At 66.5% G+C, this 19,475-nt stretch carries 20 protein-coding genes; 13 read left to right on the forward strand and 7 right to left on the reverse strand.

Annotation, left to right across the window (positions count from 1 at the left end):
- The first annotated feature begins 114 nt into the window (after nt 1-114).
- The 5 genes from N5C28_RS05880 to N5C28_RS05900 all read left to right on the forward strand — a co-directional run bounded on the left by N5C28_RS05880 (nt 115) and on the right by N5C28_RS05900 (nt 3,260).
- A complete protein-coding gene (locus N5C28_RS05880; RefSeq protein WP_279821011.1) occupies nt 115-534 on the forward strand; it encodes a polyribonucleotide nucleotidyltransferase in 420 nt (139 codons plus the stop codon).
- A gap of 139 nt (nt 535-673) precedes the next feature.
- On the forward strand, nt 674-1,576 hold the full coding sequence (locus N5C28_RS05885; protein WP_279821013.1) for a cation diffusion facilitator family transporter: 903 nt from the start codon (nt 674-676) through the stop codon (nt 1,574-1,576).
- Nucleotides 1,577-1,665: 89 nt separating this feature from the next.
- On the forward strand, nt 1,666-2,085 hold the full coding sequence (locus N5C28_RS05890; RefSeq protein WP_279821015.1) for an MAPEG family protein: 420 nt from the start codon (nt 1,666-1,668) through the stop codon (nt 2,083-2,085).
- Between the two features lie 319 nt (nt 2,086-2,404).
- On the forward strand, nt 2,405-2,884 hold the full coding sequence (locus N5C28_RS05895; protein WP_279821016.1) for an Lrp/AsnC family transcriptional regulator: 480 nt from the start codon (nt 2,405-2,407) through the stop codon (nt 2,882-2,884).
- Between the two features lie 172 nt (nt 2,885-3,056).
- On the forward strand, nt 3,057-3,260 hold the full coding sequence (locus N5C28_RS05900) for a DUF2788 domain-containing protein (RefSeq protein WP_279821017.1): 204 nt from the start codon (nt 3,057-3,059) through the stop codon (nt 3,258-3,260).
- Between the two features lie 18 nt (nt 3,261-3,278).
- Here the strand turns inward: N5C28_RS05900 and N5C28_RS05905 are convergent, their stop codons facing one another.
- Nucleotides 3,279-3,845 carry a pseudouridine synthase gene (locus N5C28_RS05905; protein ID WP_279821079.1) on the reverse strand — a complete coding sequence of 189 codons (567 nt, stop codon included), beginning with the start codon at nt 3,843-3,845 and terminating at the stop codon, nt 3,279-3,281.
- 203 nt (nt 3,846-4,048) lie between these two features.
- Here N5C28_RS05905 and N5C28_RS05910 point away from each other — a divergent pair, with 203 nt between their 5' ends.
- On the forward strand, nt 4,049-5,083 hold the full coding sequence (locus N5C28_RS05910; RefSeq protein WP_279821019.1) for an NAD(P)-dependent alcohol dehydrogenase: 1,035 nt from the start codon (nt 4,049-4,051) through the stop codon (nt 5,081-5,083).
- On the opposite strand, the gene N5C28_RS05915 is transcribed toward N5C28_RS05910, so the two are convergent.
- Complete coding sequence (locus tag N5C28_RS05915; protein ID WP_279821020.1) at nt 5,080-5,886, reverse strand: hypothetical protein; 807 nt, start codon at nt 5,884-5,886, stop codon at nt 5,080-5,082. The two genes, N5C28_RS05910 and N5C28_RS05915, sit on opposite strands and share 4 nt — an antisense overlap.
- 182 nt (nt 5,887-6,068) lie before the next feature.
- On the opposite strand from N5C28_RS05915, the gene N5C28_RS05920 reads away from it, so the two are divergent.
- Entirely contained in the window at nt 6,069-6,530 is a 462-nt protein-coding gene (locus tag N5C28_RS05920; protein ID WP_279821021.1) for a GNAT family N-acetyltransferase, read from the forward strand.
- Between the two features lie 63 nt (nt 6,531-6,593).
- Here the strand turns inward: N5C28_RS05920 and N5C28_RS05925 are convergent, their stop codons facing one another.
- Nucleotides 6,594-7,655: an agmatine deiminase family protein gene (locus tag N5C28_RS05925; RefSeq protein WP_279821022.1), complete on the reverse strand. Its 1,062-nt coding sequence runs from the start codon at nt 7,653-7,655 to the stop codon at nt 6,594-6,596.
- A 133-nt stretch (nt 7,656-7,788) separates the two neighbouring features.
- Here N5C28_RS05925 and N5C28_RS05930 point away from each other — a divergent pair, with 133 nt between their 5' ends.
- Nucleotides 7,789-8,655 (forward strand): LysR substrate-binding domain-containing protein, encoded by an 867-nt coding sequence (locus N5C28_RS05930; protein WP_279821023.1) that lies wholly within the window; start codon nt 7,789-7,791, stop codon nt 8,653-8,655.
- On the opposite strand, the gene amn is transcribed toward N5C28_RS05930, so the two are convergent.
- The 4 genes from amn to N5C28_RS05950 all read right to left on the reverse strand — a co-directional run bounded on the left by amn (nt 8,652) and on the right by N5C28_RS05950 (nt 15,018).
- Entirely contained in the window at nt 8,652-10,130 is a 1,479-nt protein-coding gene (gene amn / locus N5C28_RS05935) for an AMP nucleosidase (RefSeq protein ID WP_279821025.1), read from the reverse strand. The genes N5C28_RS05930 and amn overlap by 4 nt on opposite strands.
- A gap of 101 nt (nt 10,131-10,231) precedes the next feature.
- Nucleotides 10,232-11,881 (reverse strand): acyl-CoA dehydrogenase family protein, encoded by a 1,650-nt coding sequence (locus N5C28_RS05940; protein ID WP_279821027.1) that lies wholly within the window; start codon nt 11,879-11,881, stop codon nt 10,232-10,234.
- Nucleotides 11,878-12,519: a TetR/AcrR family transcriptional regulator gene (locus tag N5C28_RS05945; RefSeq protein ID WP_279821029.1), complete on the reverse strand. Its 642-nt coding sequence runs from the start codon at nt 12,517-12,519 to the stop codon at nt 11,878-11,880. The genes N5C28_RS05940 and N5C28_RS05945 overlap by 4 nt, the downstream gene beginning before the upstream one ends.
- Nucleotides 12,520-12,630: 111 nt before the next feature.
- Nucleotides 12,631-15,018, reverse strand: coding sequence for a hybrid sensor histidine kinase/response regulator (locus tag N5C28_RS05950; RefSeq protein WP_279821031.1), 2,388 nt, complete (start codon nt 15,016-15,018; stop codon nt 12,631-12,633).
- A gap of 295 nt (nt 15,019-15,313) precedes the next feature.
- Between N5C28_RS05950 and N5C28_RS05955 the strand changes: the two genes are divergently transcribed.
- The 5 genes from N5C28_RS05955 (at nt 15,314) to N5C28_RS05975 (ending at nt 19,468) form a co-directional block, all read left to right on the forward strand.
- The gene (locus N5C28_RS05955; RefSeq protein WP_279821033.1) at nt 15,314-16,108 is read left to right on the forward strand and encodes a hydroxymethylpyrimidine/phosphomethylpyrimidine kinase; all 795 of its coding nucleotides are present in this window, start codon (nt 15,314-15,316) and stop codon (nt 16,106-16,108) included.
- 13 nt (nt 16,109-16,121) lie between these two features.
- Nucleotides 16,122-16,751: a thiamine phosphate synthase gene (gene thiE / locus N5C28_RS05960; protein ID WP_279821035.1), complete on the forward strand. Its 630-nt coding sequence runs from the start codon at nt 16,122-16,124 to the stop codon at nt 16,749-16,751.
- 49 nt (nt 16,752-16,800) lie between these two features.
- Nucleotides 16,801-18,090: a glutamate-1-semialdehyde 2,1-aminomutase gene (hemL, locus tag N5C28_RS05965; RefSeq protein ID WP_279821037.1), complete on the forward strand. Its 1,290-nt coding sequence runs from the start codon at nt 16,801-16,803 to the stop codon at nt 18,088-18,090.
- A 90-nt stretch (nt 18,091-18,180) separates the two neighbouring features.
- Nucleotides 18,181-18,825, forward strand: a complete 645-nt coding sequence (locus N5C28_RS05970) for a hypothetical protein (RefSeq protein WP_279821038.1) — start codon at nt 18,181-18,183, stop codon at nt 18,823-18,825.
- Nucleotides 18,826-18,916: 91 nt separating this feature from the next.
- Nucleotides 18,917-19,468 (forward strand): tetratricopeptide repeat protein, encoded by a 552-nt coding sequence (locus N5C28_RS05975; RefSeq protein WP_279821040.1) that lies wholly within the window; start codon nt 18,917-18,919, stop codon nt 19,466-19,468.
- Nucleotides 19,469-19,475: the final 7 nt, after the last annotated feature.

Consider the following 19,475-nt stretch of genomic DNA (forward strand, 5'->3'; position numbering starts at 1 on the left):
TATACCGGCGAACTGCCAGTGCGCTTCGGTGGTCTTAGTACCGTCACCCGCAGCGGTAGCGGTTTTGCCATTACCGGCTTGCTATAGTGGCGCGAATTTTTCTGGAGGTGCTTCATGCGCACGAAATCCCGCATTATCGGTGGTGTTGTCGCCGCCACCCTGATCACGCAACTGACTGCCTGCGGCACGATTTTCTTCCCGGATCGCCGTGGGCAGATCGAAGGAAAGATCGACCCGGTGGTCGCCGCCCTGAACGCCATCGGCATCCTGTTCTATGTCATTCCCGGCCTGATCGCCTTCGGTGTCGACTTCGCCACCGGCGCCATCTACCTGCCGGGTGGCCAGACCGCCCAGGTCGACCCGCAGGAGCTGAAGAACGTGGTGGATGCCGAGGGCAAGGTCGACCAGGCCAAACTGAAAGCCCTGATCGAAGTGCAGACCGGCCACACCCTGCCACTCGATGACCCGCGCCTGATCCAGCACAGCGGCAGCGCCGAGCAACTGGCCGCCTACGGCCTGCGCCCCGCCGCCTGATGAACCGCCTGGCCACCTGCTCTGGTGCAGGCGGCCAGGCCGATCTGCTGTTGCACCTGCGCGCCCTGGCACGCATCATCCCGCCAGACCAGCGCGGCCCTGACGGCCCGCTCCCGTTCTCGACTCTGTACGACCCGCCATGAGCATTCTTCCCCATCACGCCCGGCTGATGCGCCTGGCCACCTTCGCCGCGCTGACGGTCGCCCTGATCCTGGTGCTGGCGAAAGCCGTGGCCTGGTGGCTGAGCGGCTCCGTGAGCCTGCTCGCCGGTCTCACCGACTCGCTGCTGGACAGCGCCGCCTCGCTGCTGAACCTGATCGCCGTGGCCATCGCCCTGCGCCCGGCGGACGATGACCACCGCTACGGCCATGGCAAGGCGGAAGCCCTGGCCGGGCTGGGCCAGGCGTTGTTCATCGGCGCCAGTGCGATCCTGGTCGGCATCCAGGGCATCGAGCGGCTGCGCGCCCCGGAACCGCTGAGCGGGGAAGGCCTGGGGATGGCGGTGATGGTGCTGTCGCTGGCGCTGACCCTGGCGCTGCTGCTGTTCCAGCGCCACGTGGTACGGGTCACCGGCTCCACCGCCATCCACGCCGACTCGCTGCACTACCGGTCGGACCTGCTGCTCAACGGCAGCATCCTGCTGGCCCTGGCGCTGACGGCCTTCGGCTGGCAGCAGATGGATGCGCTGTTCGCCATCGGCATCGCCTTCTACATCCTGTGGAGCGCCATCAGCATCGTCCGCGAAGCGGTGGCCGTGCTGATGGATCAGGAACTGTCCCCCGAGGTCAGCGAGCAAATGCACCAGCTGGCATGCGCCGTACCGGGCGTGCTCGGCGCCCACGACCTGCGCACCCGGGTGTCCGGCACCCGCTGGTTCGTCCAGTTGCACCTGGAGCTGCCCGGCGAGCTGAGCCTGTCCGAAGCGCACCAGCGCTGCGTCGACGTGGAAAACGCGATCCGCGGCCAATTCCCCCGTGCCGAAGTGCTGGTGCATGCCGATCCCTCCGACGCCGTGCAGCCCGCGCCCCAGGCGACGCTCTAGCCATACCCGCGCGGGCGACGCACCGCGCAAATACCCCGGGCGGTTCTAGACTCAACTCCGACACCCCGTGCTGATCAAGGAGTTCCGTCATGTCGCTCTCTCCCAGTGCCTGCGCGCTGCTCGGCTTGGTCGCCTGGACCTTGCTGTTGCTGGTCCTGCTCCTCAACCAGCGCGGCCTGCTGGTGCTCAGCGGCAAGCTCGCGATCAACGGCTTCGCCCCGGACGGCAGCAATATGCCCGGCGGTTTCGGCCTGCGCGTGGTCCGCGCCCACGCCAACTGCGTGGAAAACCTGCCGCTGTTCGCCGCCGTGCTGCTGTACGCCATGGTGGTCGACCAGACGCTGGTCACCGACCCGCTGGCGCCGGTGCTGCTCGGCGCGCGGATCTTCCAGTCGGTGATGCACCTGATCAGCACCAGCCCGCTGTTCGTCTGGCTGCGCTTCACCGCCTTCCTGGTGCAACTGGTGATCCTCGCCTGGTGGCTGCTGCGCCTGGGCGGGTTGCTGTAACGCAGGCAACAAAAAAGGAGGCCTCTCGGCCTCCTTTCGGGAATGTGTCCTGTGCTGGCAATGATGTCGCCGCTTTCGTCGCCCGCCTGGTTGGGCAGTGCGGACTCGGATGCCATGACGACCCTGTAGGACCGCTGGCGCCTGCTCGCCTGATTGGGTGAGCCGGTTGGACGTGTCGTCCGAGCCGTGAAACTGAGGTAAAGCTTACGCCTGCCCGCGCGACGAAAGATTGCGAAAATTGCTCACAGACACACCTATTGCGCAATTTTCTGTCTTTCAGTAAAACTATTCGGCAATTATCTAAAACAAAAAGCCGAACATGAACAAACTCGACCGATACGACCTGAACATTCTTGCCGAATTGCAGCGCGACGCGACCCTGTCCAACCAGGACCTGGCCGAGCGCATCGGCCTGTCGCCCTCCCCCTGCTCGCGCCGGGTCAAGCAACTGGAAGACGACGGCTACATCCTGGGCCAGGTGGCGCTGCTGGACCGCAAGAAGCTGGGCCTGAGCCTGACCGCCTACGTGTTGATCGGCATGGACCGGCACACGCCGGAGCGCTTCGAGCATTTCCAGGAAGTGATCCGCAAATGCCCCGAGGTGCTCGAATGCTCGCTGGTCACCGGCATGGACGCGGACTACCAGCTCAAGGTGGTGGTGCCGGACATGGACCATTACCAGAAGCTGCTGCTCGGCACCCTGACCCGCATCGATGGCGTGTCCAGCGTGCGCTCCAGCTTCGTCCTGCAGCAGGTGCTGTCCAGCACCCAGTTGCCGCTGCAGCACCTGCGCAGTTGATCCGCCTGCGACCTCCTGGTCGCTGACATTGTCGCCAGCAGGCGTATAATCGCCTGCATTCCGCTGTGCCCCGCGTTGCCTGCCATAAGCGCTTTCGCGCAATCCACAAGAACGCTCGCCCCGCCCCTGCGTCCTCTGGCGCACAGCCTGTTGTCAGTCAATCGAGGTCACGATGGATCCGAAAGTATTCGAAGAGTTGATGATGACCGCGCTGGTCGGCGGCCTGGTGCTGTTCATGGCGTTCATCGTCTGGGACCTGGCGAAGAAGTCCAAGGCCGGCCGTTTCGGCACCATGATCCTGTTCCTCGCCCTGGGCCTGGGCGTGCTGGGCTTCATCATCAAGACCTTCGTCATCGCCGGTCTCGAAGGCGTCTGACCCGCTTCGGCGCGCCGCCTACAGGCGCGCCTCGACCTCACGCCACTCGCCGGGCTGCAAGCCGTCCAGGGCCCAGGGCCCGATGCGCACCCGCACCAGACGCAGGGTCGGCAGGCCCACCGCCGCCGTCATGCGCCGCACCTGACGGTTACGTCCTTCACGGATGACCAGCTCCAGCCAGGACGTCGGCACGCTCTTGCGAAACCGCACCGGCGGGTTGCGCGGCCACAGCGACGGCTCGTCGAGCCGCCGCGCCTCGGCCGGCAGGGTCGGCCCGTCGTTCAGTTCCACCCCTTCACGCAGACGCTGCAACTGCGCCTCGTCCGGCTCGCCCTCGACCTGCACCCAATAGGTTTTCGCCAGCTTGTGCCGCGGATCGGCGATGCGCGCCTGCAGGCCGCCGTCGTTAGTGAGCAGCAACAGGCCCTCGCTGTCGCGGTCCAGGCGGCCGGCCGGGTAGACGCCCGGCACAGTCACGAAGTCCTTGAGCGTGGCCCGCCCCTGGTCGTCGTTGAACTGGGTCAGCACGTCGAACGGCTTGTTCAGCACCAGCAGGCGCGGCGTGGCGGGTGGGGCCTTGGCCACACGGCGAGGCGCCGGCTTGCCGGCCGGGCGTGAAGGAGGTGGGGTACGGGTAGAGCGTGACATCGGGCATCCGGGTGCGGCGTGACAAGGGCGCAGTGTAACCGAGGCCATGCCCGTCCCATCACCCACCTTTATCGAGGGTTCGCCCCGCGTGCCGGGCGTCTATGCTGCGTCGATCATGTGTCTGCCAGGAGGAATGCCCCATGAGCACAACCGCACCGGAATCCACCCTGTTCACCGGCTGGGCCGCCAACGCCCCGGGCGAAGCCCTGGTACCCCACCGTTTCGACCCAGGCCCCCTGGGCGCCGAAGAGGTGGAAGTGGCGGTGGAGTACTGCGGCATCTGCCATTCGGACCAGTCGATGATCGACAACGAATGGGGCAACGCCCGTTATCCCTTCATCCCCGGCCACGAAGTGGTGGGCCGCGTGGTGCGCCTCGGTGAGCAGGCGCGCGGGCTGAAGGTCGGCCAGCGGGTCGGCATCGGCTGGAACAAGGGCAGTTGCATGCACTGCCAGGCCTGCATGGAAGGCTCGCACCAGCTGTGCGGCTCGGTGAAACCCACCATCGTGGGCGGCAACGGCGGCTTCGCCGACCGCCTGCGGGCACACTGGGCCTGGACCATCCCGCTGCCGGACAGCCTCGACCCGAGCCTCGCCGGCCCGCTGTTCTGCGGCGGCTCGACGGTGTTCAGCCCGCTGCTGGAACTGGACGTGAAGCCCACCGACCGGGTGGGCGTGGTGGGCATCGGCGGCCTCGGGCACCTGGCCCTGCGGTTTCTCAATGCCTGGGGCTGCGAAGTGACCGCCTTCACCTCGTCGCTGAGCAAACAGGAAGAAGCCAGGCGCCTCGGCGCCCACAAGGTGGCCGCCTCGAACGACAAGGCTGCGCTCAAGGCCATGGCCGGCAGCCTGGATTTCCTCCTGGTGACCGCCAGTGCCGACCTCGACTGGGCCGCCCTGATCGGCACCCTGGGCGGCAAGGGCCGCCTGCATTTCGTCGGCATCGTGCCCAGCGCCATCCCGGTGCACGTGTTCAACCTGATCCCGCGCCAGCGCAGCCTGTCCGGTTCCCCCGTCGGCTCGCCGGCGCACATGGCGACCATGCTGGAGTTCTGCGCGCGTCATCAGATCCTGCCCCAGGTGGAGCATTTCCCCATGAGCCGGGTCAACGATGCCATCACCCACCTGCGCGCCGGCAAGGCCCGCTACCGGATCGTGCTGGACGCCAGCTGCTAGGCGCTCACCAGCGTCGCCGCGGTTGGCCGCGTCCAGCGCAAGCGGCGTGAGACCAGCACTTCGGCGGCGATGAACGCCAGCAACAGGCCCACCTGGACGAACAGGGCGATATACAGGGGCTTGAAGATCCACTGGACCTGTTTTCGCAGCAGGTCCAGCAGGAAGTCCGCGTGGAACAGTTGCTCGACGCGGGCGTCCAGCGCCTGGCCCAGCACCTGCTTGTCCAGGCTGGTGTAATAAGCGACCTCCCCCACCACGCGCTCACCCACCAGTTGGCCGATCAGGCTGGCGCGCAGCCGGTCGTACAGGTTCAGCGAGACACGCTCGAACAGCGACGCCTCCTCCAGCTGCTGCGCTTCGTCCTGGCGCATCTCGCGCAGGTAATCCAGCGCCACCTGGCCAAGCACCTGCTGCACGGTCTTGTGCTGCAGCTCGTCCAGCAGCGCGGTCTGGTCCTGTTCGGCCAGGTAGGCGTCGAAACTCACCCGCACGCTGTCGGCCATCTCCTGCACCAGCGGCGCGTAGCTGTTCATGTGGCGATAGATCTGCTGCTGGGTGCCATACAGGCTGCCGGCCTGGAACCCGAGGAGGCCGCCGGCCATCGGCAACAGCAGAAAATAGAGCTTCAACACACCGTGGTGCCAGCGGTTGCGCCGCGCCAGCCAACCCCGCCGTTGCAGCAGGATCGCCAGGATCAACCCGATCAGCGTGAAGATAACGGTCCCCGCACTGGCGTACAGAAACAGCATGAAGGTGTTGAACGGCTCCCAGAGCCGGAGAAGCAGTATCTGAGCATGATCCATTGCAAAGGCCTTCGATCGTCCATGAAACCGCGAATGTTACACCGCCCGATCGCCCGGTTCGGCGACAGCGGGCCGGCCTTGTGCACCAGCACACACCCTGCGCGCCTCGGCACGGCGTGCCGGTTGCTGACAAGCCCGCAGCACACCGGCACACTGCGGGCCTTTCCCAGGGAAGGTCCGCCATGCCCCCTCGTATCGACACCCCGACGCCCCTCGATTTCCCCCGCATGCTCGACGTCTGGGAGGCCGCCGTACGGGCCACCCATGACTTTCTGCCGGAGAGCGACATCGAACTGATCCGCCCGCTACTGAGCAGCCAGTACTTCCCCAACCTGGCGCTGACCTGCGTGCGTGACGCCAGCGGCCAGGTCGTCGGTTTTCTCGGCGGTGCCGAAGGCAAGGTGGAAATGCTCTTCGTCGATCCCGCCGCCCACGGCCAGGGCATCGGTCGCGCCCTGCTGCACCACGCCATCGAGCAGGACGGCGCGCACCAGGTGGATGTCAACGAACAGAACCCGAAGGCCCTGGGCTTCTACCTCAGCCAGGGCTTCGTGGTGGAAAGCCGCTCACCGCTGGACGGCGGCGGCCGGCCCTACCCCATCCTGCACCTGCGCCTCGACCCCGCCGTGCAACGCGCTACCTGACCTGATGCCTCATAGAAACGGCGGCGGCATGACCGCGCCGAACGGTGGCAACGGTCAGCGTGCTCATGACATCGCCCCGCTCAGCGGCCAGGCGGGCTGCTGCTGGGTGATGCAATGCACCCCGCCACCACCGTGGGCCAACTGGTTGATCCGAACCGGCACTACTTCACGGCCGGGAAAGGCCATGCGCAGTGTCGTCACCGCCTCCTGATCGGCGGCAATCCCGTAGGCCGGCATGATGATCGCGCCGTTGCAGATGTAGAAGTTGGTGTAAGACGCGCAGAACACCTCGACCTCGGTGTCCACGGCATCAGTCGCGTCGAACAGCTCGAGCAGCTCGAACTGACGGCCACGGGCATCAGTGGCCAACTCGAGGGCACGGCGGTTCTCGCGCACCACCTCGGCATACACTGAGCCGTGGTCATGGGTCGCGTCCACCAACAAGGCACCGGGCCTGGCAAAGGCACACACGCCGTCGACATGGCCGTCAGTCACATCGCCCGTCACGTACTGCGGATCACCTGGCAGCCAGATGGTTTTCTTCACGCCCAGCAGGCGGGCAAAGACTTCCTCCATCTCGGCCTTGTTCATCCCCGGGTTGCGGTTGGGGTTGAGCAGCACCGACTCGGTGGTGATCAGGGTGCCCTCGCCATCCACATGAATCGCCCCGCCCTCGTTGCAGAGCGGCGTGCCGAAGCACTCCATACCCAAGCCGTTGAGAATGCGCCGAGCCAGCCCCTCGTCCTGGTCATGTTCGGATTTGCCACCCCAGGCATTGAAGCGCCAACTGACGCCCGCCAGGCCATACCGAGGGTGACAAACGAAGCTCGGTCCGGAGTCGCGGCACCAGCTGTCGTTGACCGGCAGCTCGACCAGTTCGATGTGCGGGGCGCACAGCGCACGGGCACGCGGCACCGCCGACGGGTCGACCACCATCTTCACCGGTTCGAAGCGGGCGATGGCGTTGGCCACCCGGGCGAAGTCGACCTGTACCTCAGCCAGGGTTACGCCCCAACCGAACTCCCACAGCTCCCGGTTATGCGGCCAGACCATCCAGGTGGCGGCATGGGGTCCCCACTCGGCGGGCATGAACCACGCGTTTTCTGCGACTGAACTCTGCTGCATACAAGCACCTTCAATTGAATATTTTTTATCAATTAAAACCGCGAATGCGGTAATGGCTTGCATGCTAAGCCTGTAAAAATGCGGCAACAAACGATAGATTTTGCAGGCATTCGATTAGACAAACTTATCAATCATGCTCAAACACTGGCCCCCGCTAAACGCCCTGCGCGGCTTCGAAGCCGCCGCTCGCCTCGGCAGCTTTCACAAAGCCGCCGAAGAGCTGCACCTTACCCAGTCTGCCATCAGCCAACAGATTCGCAGCCTGGAAGGCTTTCTCGAACAGCCGCTGTTCCACCGCAGCGGCCGTAGCGTCAGCCTGACCGATGCAGGGCATGACCTGCTCAGCACCACACAGTCACTGTTGCAGCAACTGGCCGTGGGGATTCGTCGCCTGGAGCAGTACCGCAAACCCAACCAGCTGGTGGTCAATACCACCCCCGCATTCGCTCGCCATTGGCTGGTGCCGCGCCTGGGCGAGTTCCACCGCCTGCATCCGGAGATCGATCTGTGGCTGTTCACCACGGACGAAATGCCTGACATGGCGACCCAGACCGTCGACGTGGCTGTGCGCGACGACCTCTCGGCACAGGCCGAATGCAGCTTTCGCATCCTGCTGGAAGATCGCCTCTATCCAGCCGCCCACCCCAGCCTGATGACGCAACAGCCAGACGAACGCTGCACCTTGCACGGTGAGCGCGAAATGGACTGGAGCCACTGGGCGATACAGGGGGGAGCGGATGTGGGTCAGCAGAGCCACGGACTGAACTTCTCAGACCCCGGCCAACTGCTGGATGCGGCCAGCCAGGGATTGGGAATTGCCTTGGTCAGCCAATTGCTGGCTGACCAGGCGCGGCGCAATGGCGTGCTGCAACCACTGGTGGAACAGCGCGTACGCGGTCCCAACTGGGCCTGGCTGATACACCGCGACAGCGAAAGCGACCCGCTGACCCGCAGTTTCTGCAACTGGCTGCAGACAGCTCTGGCTCGCGAGACACCTTAACGGAACGGCGGCTCGTCGAAGCTGCGCAGCTTGCGCGAGTGCAGCGAGTTGAGCTGGCTGCGCATCAGTTCCAGGGCGGCGATGCCGATGTGCAGGTGCTGGGTCACGGCGCGCTCGTAGAAGGCACCGGCGGCGCCGGGCAGCTTGATCTCGCTGTGCAGCGGCTTGTCCGACACGCACAGCAGCGTGCCGTACGGCACCCGCAGTCGGTAGCCCTGAGCGGCGATGGTGCCGCTTTCCATGTCCACCGCCACGGCACGCGACAGGTTGATCAAGGGGCGCTCCTGGGCCCAGCGCAGCTCCCAGTTACGGTCGTCGTAGGTCAGCACGGTGCCGGTGCGCAGGCGCTTCTTCAGCTCGTCGCCCTGCTCGCCGGTGACCAGCTTGGCCGCCTCCTGCAGCGCCTGCTGCACCTCGGCCAGAGCCGGCAGCGGAATGTGCGGCGGCAGCACGCGGTCGAGGATGCCGTCGCGGCGCATGTAGGCGTGGGCCAGCACGTAGTCGCCGATGGTCTGCGACTGACGCAGGCCGCCGCAGTGGCCGATCATCAGCCAGCAGTGCGGGCGCAGCACGGCCAGGTGGTCGGTGATGTTCTTGGCGTTGGACGGGCCGACGCCAATGTTGACCAGGGTGATGCCGTGACCGTCCTCGGCCTGCAGGTGGTAGGCCGGCATCTGGTAGCGGTGCCAGACCACGTTTTCGATGATCGCCTGCATCTCGCCCTCGGCCATGCCGCGTTCGACCACCACGTTGCCCGGCAGCACCATGCGGGTGAACCGCGAGTCGCCCACCAGCATGTCCAGGCCATGGCGGATGAACTGGTCGACGTAGCGGTGGTAGTTGGTCAGCAGGATCCATGGCTGCACATGGCGCCAGTCGCTGCCGGTGTAGTGCACCAGGCGGCGCAGGGAGAAATCCACCCGGGCGGCGTCGAACAGCGCCAGGGGCAGCGGATCGGTGTTTTCCCAGTCATACAGGCCATCGGCCGTGCCATCGGTGGCGGCGGACAGGTCGGTGCTGGGGAACACCCGCGCCAGTTCGGCGGCGGTAACGCCGGAGCCGGCCAGCTCATCGCCCTGCTCGACCACGTAGGGGTAGGGAATGTTCTGCTGGCTCATGCCGACTTCGACCCGCACGGTGAAGTCGCTCATCAGCGGTCGCAGCTGTTCCAGCAGGTATTTGCGGAAGGCCGCCGGCTGGGTGACGGTGACGCTGTAGGTGCCCGGCACCTGCACTTTGGCGTAGGCGCGCACGGTGGTCGGCACCTCGCCCTGGCACAGGTAGGTCAGGCGCAATTCGGGGTAGCGGAACTGGCATTGCTGCTGCGCGTCGGGGCGGATGCGCTCCTTGAGGTAACGCTTGAGCGCCCGGCTGAGGCCCTGGGTCGCTTGCTGGTGCAGCGCGGCCAGACGGTCGACCGCCTCTTCCGCACTGTTGGCAACGATGAAGTCTTCGGAACAAGTCACGGCGTGCATTCCTGGCTGGACGAACGCGCCTATCTTGCCTGTATCCGCCCGGCTTGGCATAGCCGCTCGTAAGGCCGCACCCACCCGGGGCGGATGGGCGCGGCCGACGATCACACCACGTGCGGCGTGCTGCGGGCCACCAGTGCTTCGACGTCCAGGCCCCGCGGCAGGGTGCCGTAGACGCGGCCGCCCTGTTCCAGGCGGCTGGCGATGAAGGCGTCGGACACCACGGCATTGCCCGTTTCCAGCAGCAGCTTGGCCTGCAGGGCCAGGGCCACGTCTTCGGTCAGTTGGCGGGCGCGGTACTGGATGTCGGCGGTGTCGCGGAAATCCGCCTGCAGGCGCTGGATGTGCGCGGCCAGGCGCTTGTCGCCGTGGCCGTCACCCAGCTCGGCGAACAGCGCGTCGAGTACGCCTGGCTCTTTCGACAGGGCGCGCAGCACGTCGAGGCACTGCACGTTGCCCGAGCCTTCCCAGGTCGAGTTGACCGGCGCCTCGCGGTACAGCCGCGGCAGGATGCTGTCTTCGACATACCCGGCGCCGCCCATGCACTCGGCGGCCTCGTTGATCATGGCCGGCGCCCGTTTGCAGATCCAGTACTTGCCCACGGCGGTGACCAGGCGGGCAAACTTGTCTTCCTGCTCGTCGTGCGGGTTGTCCAGGGCCTTGCCCATGCGCATGGTCAGGGCCAGGGCCGCTTCGCTTTCCAGCGCCAGGTCGGCCAGGACGTTCTGCATCAGGGGTTGCTCGCTGAGCACCCGGCCACCGACCTGGCGGTGGGCGCAGTGGTGCGCGGCCTGGGTCAGCGCCTGGCGCATCAGGGCGCTGGAGCCGACCATGCAATCGAAGCGGGTCAGGGAAACCATCTCGATGATGGTCGGCACGCCGCGGCCCTCTTCACCAATCATCCAGGCCAGGGCGCCGCGGTACTCCACCTCGCTGGAGGCATTCGACTGATTGCCCAGCTTGTTCTTCAGGCGCTGGATGTAGAACGCGTTGCGCTGGCCGTCCGGTCGATGACGCGGCAGCAGGAAGCAGCTCAGGCCCTTGTCGGTGTAGGCCAGGGTCAGGAAGGCATCGCACATTGGCGCCGAGCAGAACCACTTGTGCCCGACCAGCTCGTACGCCTGCCCCGGCCCGCCGATGCCCACCGGGTAGGCACGGGTGGTGTTGGCCCGCACGTCGGTGCCGCCCTGTTTCTCGGTCATGGCCATGCCGATGGTGGCGCCGGTCTTCTGCTCGATGGGCAGGTTGCGCGAGTCGTACTGGGTGGACAGGATCTTGGGCAGCCATGTGTCCGCGACGTCGCCCTGCAGCTTGAGCGCCGGGACGCAGGCGTAGGTCATGGTCAGCGGGCAGCCGGTGCCCGCCTCGGCCTGTGAATGCAGGTAACTCAGTGCTGCCCGGGCGACCTGGGCGCCGCTGCGCGGGTCGGTCCAGGGCATGGACGGCAGGCCATGGGCAATCGCCGCCTCCATGAGCTGGTGGTAGGCCGGGTGGAACTCCACCAGGTCGAGGCGGTGCCCGTAGCGGTCATGGCTCTTGAACACCGGCTTGTTTTCGTTGGCGAGGAACCCCGCGGCCATCAGCTCGCCGCCCGCCAGTGCACCGTAGGCGTCCAGGCGCGACTCGGCCCAGCTACCGCCGAAGCGGCGGGTCCATTCCTGCAGAGGCAGGTCGACGCGGTACAGGTTGGCGCCATCGAGGGGCGGCACCTGGTTGAAGACGTCATGGGTTTCGGCTTGCAGGGCAGGGTTCATGGTTTCAGCTCCTCGGCACCAACGGCACGCAGACAGAAGGTCACCAGGCTCTGGCAGACCTCATCAAGATCCAGGGACAGCTGCCCGGCTTCGCGGGCGGCACGGGCGGGCGGCGACAGCGGGCCGACCAGGGCTTCGGCGATGGCGCCCACCAGGCAGGCGGCGATCAGGCTGATGTGCCGAACCTGGAAGGCGCCCTGGGCCACGCCGTCCTCCAGCAGTTCGATGAACAGCTCGGCGTAGGCTTCGCGGTACAGCAGGCGCTGTTCGTCGACCTCGGGGTCGACCGGCTCGGCGATCAGGGCGAAGGCCAGGCGCCGGCTGTCCCAGGCACGGGCCGCGAACTGGCGCAGGCCGGCATTCAGGCGTTCGGCAGGTGTGCCCGGCCCGCGCAGGGCGGTGGCCAGGGCATCGACCTCGCGCTGGCTGGCGCTGGCGAAGACTTCGGCGGCCAGTTCACCCTTGCTGTGGAAGTGCCGGTACAGGCTGCCGGTGGCGATGCCCACGCGTTCGGCCAGGCTTTGCATGGTCAGCGCGGCGAAACCGCCCTCGGCGACGCACTCCAGGGCGCAGGCCAGGATGCGCTCGCGCAGTACCTGGTCGCGGTCGAGACGAAGGGCGGTGGTGCGATAGACCATGATCTGAATCCCGATTCACGTTTTCATCAGTGAATCAGCATTCAGACTTTGCTCAAAGGGGCATTTCGGACAAAACCGCTGCCGAACCGTCGCCGGTTCGGCAGCACGGGATCAGGCGATCTTCGGGCGGCACAGCACCCAGTCGTGCAGCAGCGCACGCAGGGTGTCGAACTTCACCGGCTTGGCCAGGTAGTCGCTCATGCCGGCCGCCAGGCAGCGCTCGCGGTCGCCGCTGTGGCTGTGGGCGGTGATCGCCAGGACCGGCAGGTCGGCGCAGTCCGGCAGGTTGCGCAGGGCCCGGCAGGTGGCGAAGCCGTCCATCATCGGCATCTGGCAATCCAGCAGGATCGCGTCCACCGACTCGCGCCCCAGGACCTCCAGCGCCTCCATGCCGTTGTCGGCGGTGCGCACCTGGTAGCCCAGCTTGAGCAGCATGCCGCGGGTCACCAGCTGGTTGATGGCGTTGTCCTCGACCACCAGCACCACGCACTGCTCCGGACGGCGCACGGCCTGGGCGCTGGCGCGCCGTACCGGCGCCGCCTGGGCCACGTTCTGCACCGGCAGGGTCAGCGGCACGTTGAGCTGGAAGCGACTGCCCTGCCCCACCTGGGATTCGTGTTCCAGGCTGCCGCCCAGCAGGTCGACCAGTTGCCGGCAGATCGCCAGGCCGATGCCCAGGCCGCCGTATTCCCGGGTCATGGACCCGTCCAGCTGACGGAAACGCTGATACAGCGGGCCATCCTGATCGGCGCTGAAACCGACCCCGGTGTCGACCACTTCGATGCGCAGCGGCAGGCTGGCGCCGGGCTCGCCCACCCGGCTGACGCGCAGGCTGACCGAGCCGTGGGCGGTGAACTTGATGGCGTTGTCGAGCAGGTAGCCCAGGGCCTGGGCGAGCTTGCCGGCGTCGCCTTCCAGGGTGTCCGGCAGTTCTTCGTCCAGCTCCAGCACGAACGCCAGGCCCTTGTCCTCGGCCCGCGGCGCGTACTGCGCGCGCAACCCATCGAACAGGCCGCGCAGGCTGAAGGGCTCGCGGCGGGGGTAGAGCTTGCCGGCCTGCAGCTCGGTCAGGGCCAGGATGTCGTTGACCATGCGCATCATGTCCCGCGCCGAACTGGCGGCGGTCTTCTGGTACTGCGCCAGTTCGATGTCGAGATTGACCGTCTGCATCAGCTCCAGGGAGCCGATCACCCCGTTCATCGGGGTGCGCAGTTCGTGGGTCACGGTGGACAGGAATTCGTCTTTCAGGCGGTTGCTGTTGGCCAGTTCTTGGTTCAGCGTTTCCAGCTTGCGCCCGGCCTCCTGGAGGATGCGCGTGCGCTCTTCCTTCATGGCGTTGATGCGGTCGGCCAGGGCCAGGGACAGCAGCCCGACTTCCAGCGCCGAGCCGATCTGGCTGGCGTACATGGTCAGGAACACGTTGGGCAGGTAACCCAGCACCATCAGGGTGTTGATCGCCCCGCCGACCAGGAAGGCGGTCCAGGCGATGATGAAGTAACGTGCCACGCGCATGCCGCGCAGCCAGGCGAGCACCCCGGAAACGAAGATCATCACGGTGAAGATCAGCGCCAGGTAGGTGGCCAGGCGCAGCGACACCGCGTAGCTGGCGGTCAGCGCCAGCACCATCACCACCGCGCCGCTGCCCATCAGCAACAACAGGATGCGGTCCACCCAGGGGCTGTGCTCGGCGGTGTGCAGGAAGCTGCGGGCGAACTGGCAGCCGAACAGCGCCGCCGAGCCGATCAGGAACGGCGTGGCCGCGTTCGCCCACCAGGGGCTGTTGGGCCAGAAATACTCGATGCCGGCGCCGTTGACCGAGACCTGGTAGAGGCCGAACGAGGCGATATAGAGGATGTAATAGAGGTAACTGGTGTCGCGGACGCTGAGGTAGATGAACAGGTTGTAGATCAGCATCACCAGCAACACGCCATAGATGATGCCGAGCACATAGATGCGCCCCGGCTGCTCTTCCAGGTAGGCATTGGGCGACCACAGCGCCAGCGGCGCCTGGATCGAGCCCTGGCTTTCCAGTCGCAGGTAGACGCGCTCGGGCTGGTTGGGCTGGAGCTTGAGTTCGAACAGGTAGTTGTTCTGCTTGATCTGCCGGCTGGAGAATGGCAGTGCGTCACCGGTGCGCTGGATCAGCTGGAAGTTGCCCTGGCCGTCGTCCTGGTACAACTCCAGGTGGTCCAGCGGCGGGTAGGCCAGCTCCAGCAGCCAGGGCTGCTGCCCGCCCAGGCTCTGGGGGCGGTACTCCAGGTCCAGGCGCAACCAGAACACCGAACGCGAGTAACCGGCGTTCAGCACGGGCTTGTCGTGCCGCCGGAAACTGCCCTGCAGGGCCGGCGACGCGATGTCGTTGATGGTCGAATCCCCGCGCACGTCCTCGAAGACGTACATGTCCTGACCCAGGGGTAACGAGCGGGTGTACTCGTCGAATGTCACCGCCCCGGCCAATACCGGCCAGACGGCGAGCAGGAAAATCACGATGTTGCGCATGCAGCCCCGCATAAACCCTGTCGAACGATACCGGAGAGCCCCACCTCTCGCGGACGGCATCGCCACGCACGGTCTGGTTGTTCGAATGCCAGTCACTCTAGCACAGCGCCACCGCGGAAAAACCCAGTGCTCACGGGCAATTTAATCGCCTTCCGCCGCTCTAGGACGGCCGATCCACCCGAATAGAACCCTCTACCGACTACCTGACATGTCGTTCAGGAACATGTGCTGTCGGCGACAGGAAGGCTGCGCCGGCACGGCCCAAATCGGCGGTTTAGTGGTAAGCTCGCGCACCATGAAAATGCCTACCTCCCGCCCCGTAGTACTCTGCCTCTCCGGTCATGACCCCAGTGGGGGGGCCGGTCTGCAGGCCGATATCGAAGCCCTGCTCGCCCAAGGTTGCCACGCGGCACCTGCCGTCACGGCACTGACCGTGCAGGATACCGTCGACGTGTCCGACTTCCGTGTGCTCGATCGCGACTGGGTGCTGGCCCAGGCCAACGCCGTGATCGCCGACCTGCCGGTGGCGGCCGTGAAGCTCGGCATGCTCGGCTCGGTGGAGATGGTCGAGACCGTATTGATGGTCATGGACAAGTTGCCCGGCGTACCGCTGGTCTGCGACCCGGTGCTGCGTGCCGGTGGCGGCGGCGCCCTGGGCAAGGACGAAGTCGGCTATGCCATGCGCGAGCGGCTGTTCGCGGTATCCACCATTGCCACGCCGAACCTGCCGGAAGCGCGCATCCTCGCTGAATTGCCCGACGGCACGGCGGACGAGTGCGCCGAAAAGCTGCTGCCCTACATTCGTCACCTGCTGATCACCGGTGGCCACGGCGACGAGCACGAAGTGCACAACCGCCTGTACGCCCGCGACGGCAGCCGCCACACCTTCACCTGCCAGCGCCTGCCCGGCAGCTACCACGGTTCGGGCTGCACCCTGGCCAGCGCCCTGGCCGGTCGCCTGGCCCTGGGCGAGGAACTGGTCAGCGCGGTGAAGTCGGCCCTCGATTACACCTGGCGCACCCTGCGTGACGCCGAGCAGCCCGGCCACGGCCAGTACGTGCCACGGCGCCTGCCCCTGGATTTCTGCTGATGGAGCACCGGCCATGACCCTGCGCGGTCTGTACGCCATTACCGACAGCCAGCTCCTGGCCGGCGGCCGTTTGCTGCCATACGTCGAGGCGGCCCTGAAGGGCGGCGCGAAACTGCTGCAGTACCGCGACAAATCCGGCGACGAGGCCCGTCGCCTGCGTGAGGCCGAAGCCCTGCGCGAACTGTGCGGCCGCTATGGCGCGAGCCTGATCATCAATGACGATGCCGAGCTGGCCGCCCGTTTGGGCGTCGGCCTGCACCTCGGCCAGGGCGACGGTTCGCTGTCCGCCGCCCGCGCCCTGCTCGGTCGCCGGGCCGTGATCGGCGGGACCTGCCACGCGCAGCTGGAGCTGGCCGAAAACGCCGTCAAGGAAGGCGCCAGCTACGTGGCCTTCGGTCGCTTCTTCAATTCCACGACCAAACCCGGCGCCCCCGCCGCCACGCTCGAGCTGCTGGCGCAGGCCAGGGAGCGCCTCGACGTGCCCGTGGTCGCCATTGGCGGCATCACCCTGGACAACGCGGGCGAACTGATCGCCCAGGGCGCCAGCATGGTGGCCGTCATCCACGCCCTGTTTGCCGCGGACTCGGCCACGGAAGTCGAACGCCGAGCCCGTGCCTTTTCTACCCTGTTTGCCACGACCTGATCGTTTCTGGGGCGGCATGGCCGCTCCGACCTGACTCAAGAGGCCCATCATGTCCCGTTCCGAAACCCTTTTCGCCGACGCCCAGAAGCACATCCCCGGTGGCGTCAACTCGCCCGTGCGCGCCTTCAAGAGCGTGGGCGGCACGCCGCTGTTCTTCAAGCACGCCGCAGGCGCCTACGTCACCGACGAAGATGACAAGCGCTACGTCGACTACGTCGGCTCCTGGGGCCCGATGATCCTCGGCCACAGCCACCCGGACGTGCTCGAGGCGGTGCGCAACCAGCTGCAGCACGGCCTGTCCTACGGCGCCCCGACCGCCATGGAAACCGAAATGGCCAACCTGGTGTGTAGCCTGGTGCCGTCGATCGAAATGGTGCGCATGGTCAGCTCCGGCACCGAGGCGACCATGAGCGCCATCCGCCTGGCCCGTGGCTACACCGGCCGCGACAGCATCATCAAGTTCGAAGGCTGCTACCACGGCCACTCCGACAGCCTGTTGGTAAAAGCCGGCTCCGGCGCCCTGACCCAGGGCGTACCGAGCTCAGCCGGCGTACCGGCGGCGTTCGCCAAGCACACCCTGACCCTGCCCTTCAACGACATCGCCGCGGTCGAGCAGATGCTCAGCGAGGTCGGCAGTGAAGTCGCCTGCATCATCGTCGAGCCTGTGGCCGGCAACATGAACTGCGTGCCGCCGGCCCCGGGCTTCCTCGAAGGCCTGCGCAGCCTGTGCGACCAGCACGGCGTGGTGCTGATCTTCGACGAAGTGATGACCGGTTTCCGTGTGGCCCTGGGCGGCGCCCAGGCGTACTACGGCGTGACCCCGGACCTGACCACCTTCGGCAAGATCATCGGCGGCGGCATGCCGGTCGGCTGTTTCGGCGGCAAGCGCGCGATCATGGAGCGCATCGCTCCGCTGGGCCCGGTCTACCAGGCCGGCACTCTGTCGGGTAACCCACTGGCCATGGCCGCCGGCCTGACCACCCTGAACCTGATCAAGCGCCCGGGCTTCCACGCCGAGCTGAGCGACTACACCCAGCGCATGCTCCAGGGCCTGCAGGACCGCGCCGATGCGGCGGGCATCCCGTTCGTCACCACCCAGGCCGGCGCCATGTTCGGCCTGTACTTCAGCGGCGCCGACGACATCGTCACCTTCGAGGACGTGATGGCCAGCGACGCGGAACGTTTCAAGCGCTTCTTCCACCTGATGCTCGACGGCGGCGTCTACCTGGCACCGAGCGCCTTCGAAGCCGGCTTCACCTCGATCGCCCACGGCGACGCCGAGCTGAAGATCACCCTGGATGCGGCTGAGCGCGCCTTCGCCGAACTGAAGAAGGACTGATCCCCGCCACGCCGAAAACGCGCCGCCCCTCTCTATAGATGCAGGGGCGGCGTAGCGCGGTCGACCGCTCCGCTCCGACAGAGACCTCCCATGCAGTACAGCACCGCACTCTCCGACGGCGTCCTCGCTCTGGCCTGCCTGGCCTGCGTGATCGCCATCGGCAAGGCTCGCAAGCACTACCCGGAAGCCGATCAACCCGCCCTGTTCTGCGCCCTGCTCGGATTTCTGATGCCGGCGGCCGCCGCCTTCGCCGGCACCGTGCGCTATGCCATTGACCCGGGCTGGATCGAAGCCCACCAGTGGTTGACCCAGGCCAGCACCTTCATGGCGCTGCCGCTGCTGGGGTTCTGCGCGCTGGTGCTGGGCCGTGGCTGGGTCTGGAGCCGGCCGAACTGGGGCCGGGTGATTCTCGGTCTGTGCGCCTTTTTCGAACTGTTCCGCCAAATGAATATGCTCGACGACTACCGCCTGGTCCTGAGCACCGGGGCGTTGTTGCTGATCCTGTATGCCGGCGCCGTGCAATGGCCGCGCCGCCTGCCGGCCCTCGCCGGGCTCATGGCGGTAGGCCTGTTTCTGGTCGCCGGGCTGGTGGTGGGCACCGAGGGTGTTATCGGCCCGATACGCCGCGTCGACCTGTTTCACGCCCTGCTGACCGCGGCCTACCCGCTGATCGCCTGGCTGTTGCTGACCCTGCCAGCCAGCCATACGACAGAAAACCCCGTAAAGACTTTGTAAGAACCCCACTGCTTATTTCATAATGTGATGGCTGACGCGTTTCGTCGGCCGGGCCTGGCGCCCGCACTGCCTCAGAGGTACACGGATTTTCATGAACTGCACCGGCCGCACCCTGTCACTGGGCTGCCTGTTGCTCCTTCTCCCTCTGCTCGCGCTCGCGGGCGGCAACTCCTTGCTGATCCCGGCAACCGGCAGTTGCGCCCTGAACACGGCCCCCGAAGACCTGCCAGACGCCCTCACCGCCTGTGAAGAAGCCGCCCGCAATGGCGACCTGCAGGCCGAATACGAGTTGGGCGAGTTCTACTACGACGGCAAGCGCGCGCCCCGCGACCTGGCTCAGGCGCTGAACTGGTTCGAGCAGGCATCCCTGCAGGGCCACGCCCAGGCCCAGTACCGCCTGGGCATGATGTTCTTCAATGGCGAGGGTGTGCCGGCGAACAACGTGCAGGCCTACATCGTGCTGAAGATGGCCGCGGTCAATGGCTCGGACGAAGCCATGGACAGCGCCGACCAGGTGTCGGCGCAGATGCCGCGCAATGAACTGGAGATCGCCAGCCAGGTGCTGGGGCAGATCTTCCGCAACTACCTGCTGGAATTGCAGACCCGCGACACCCCGTCGTCGCCGTTCTCGCCACTGCCCTGAGCAGCCG

The sequence above is a fragment of the Pseudomonas sp. GD03944 genome, assembly GCF_029839275.1.
Lineage (GTDB): Bacteria > Pseudomonadota > Gammaproteobacteria > Pseudomonadales > Pseudomonadaceae > Aquipseudomonas.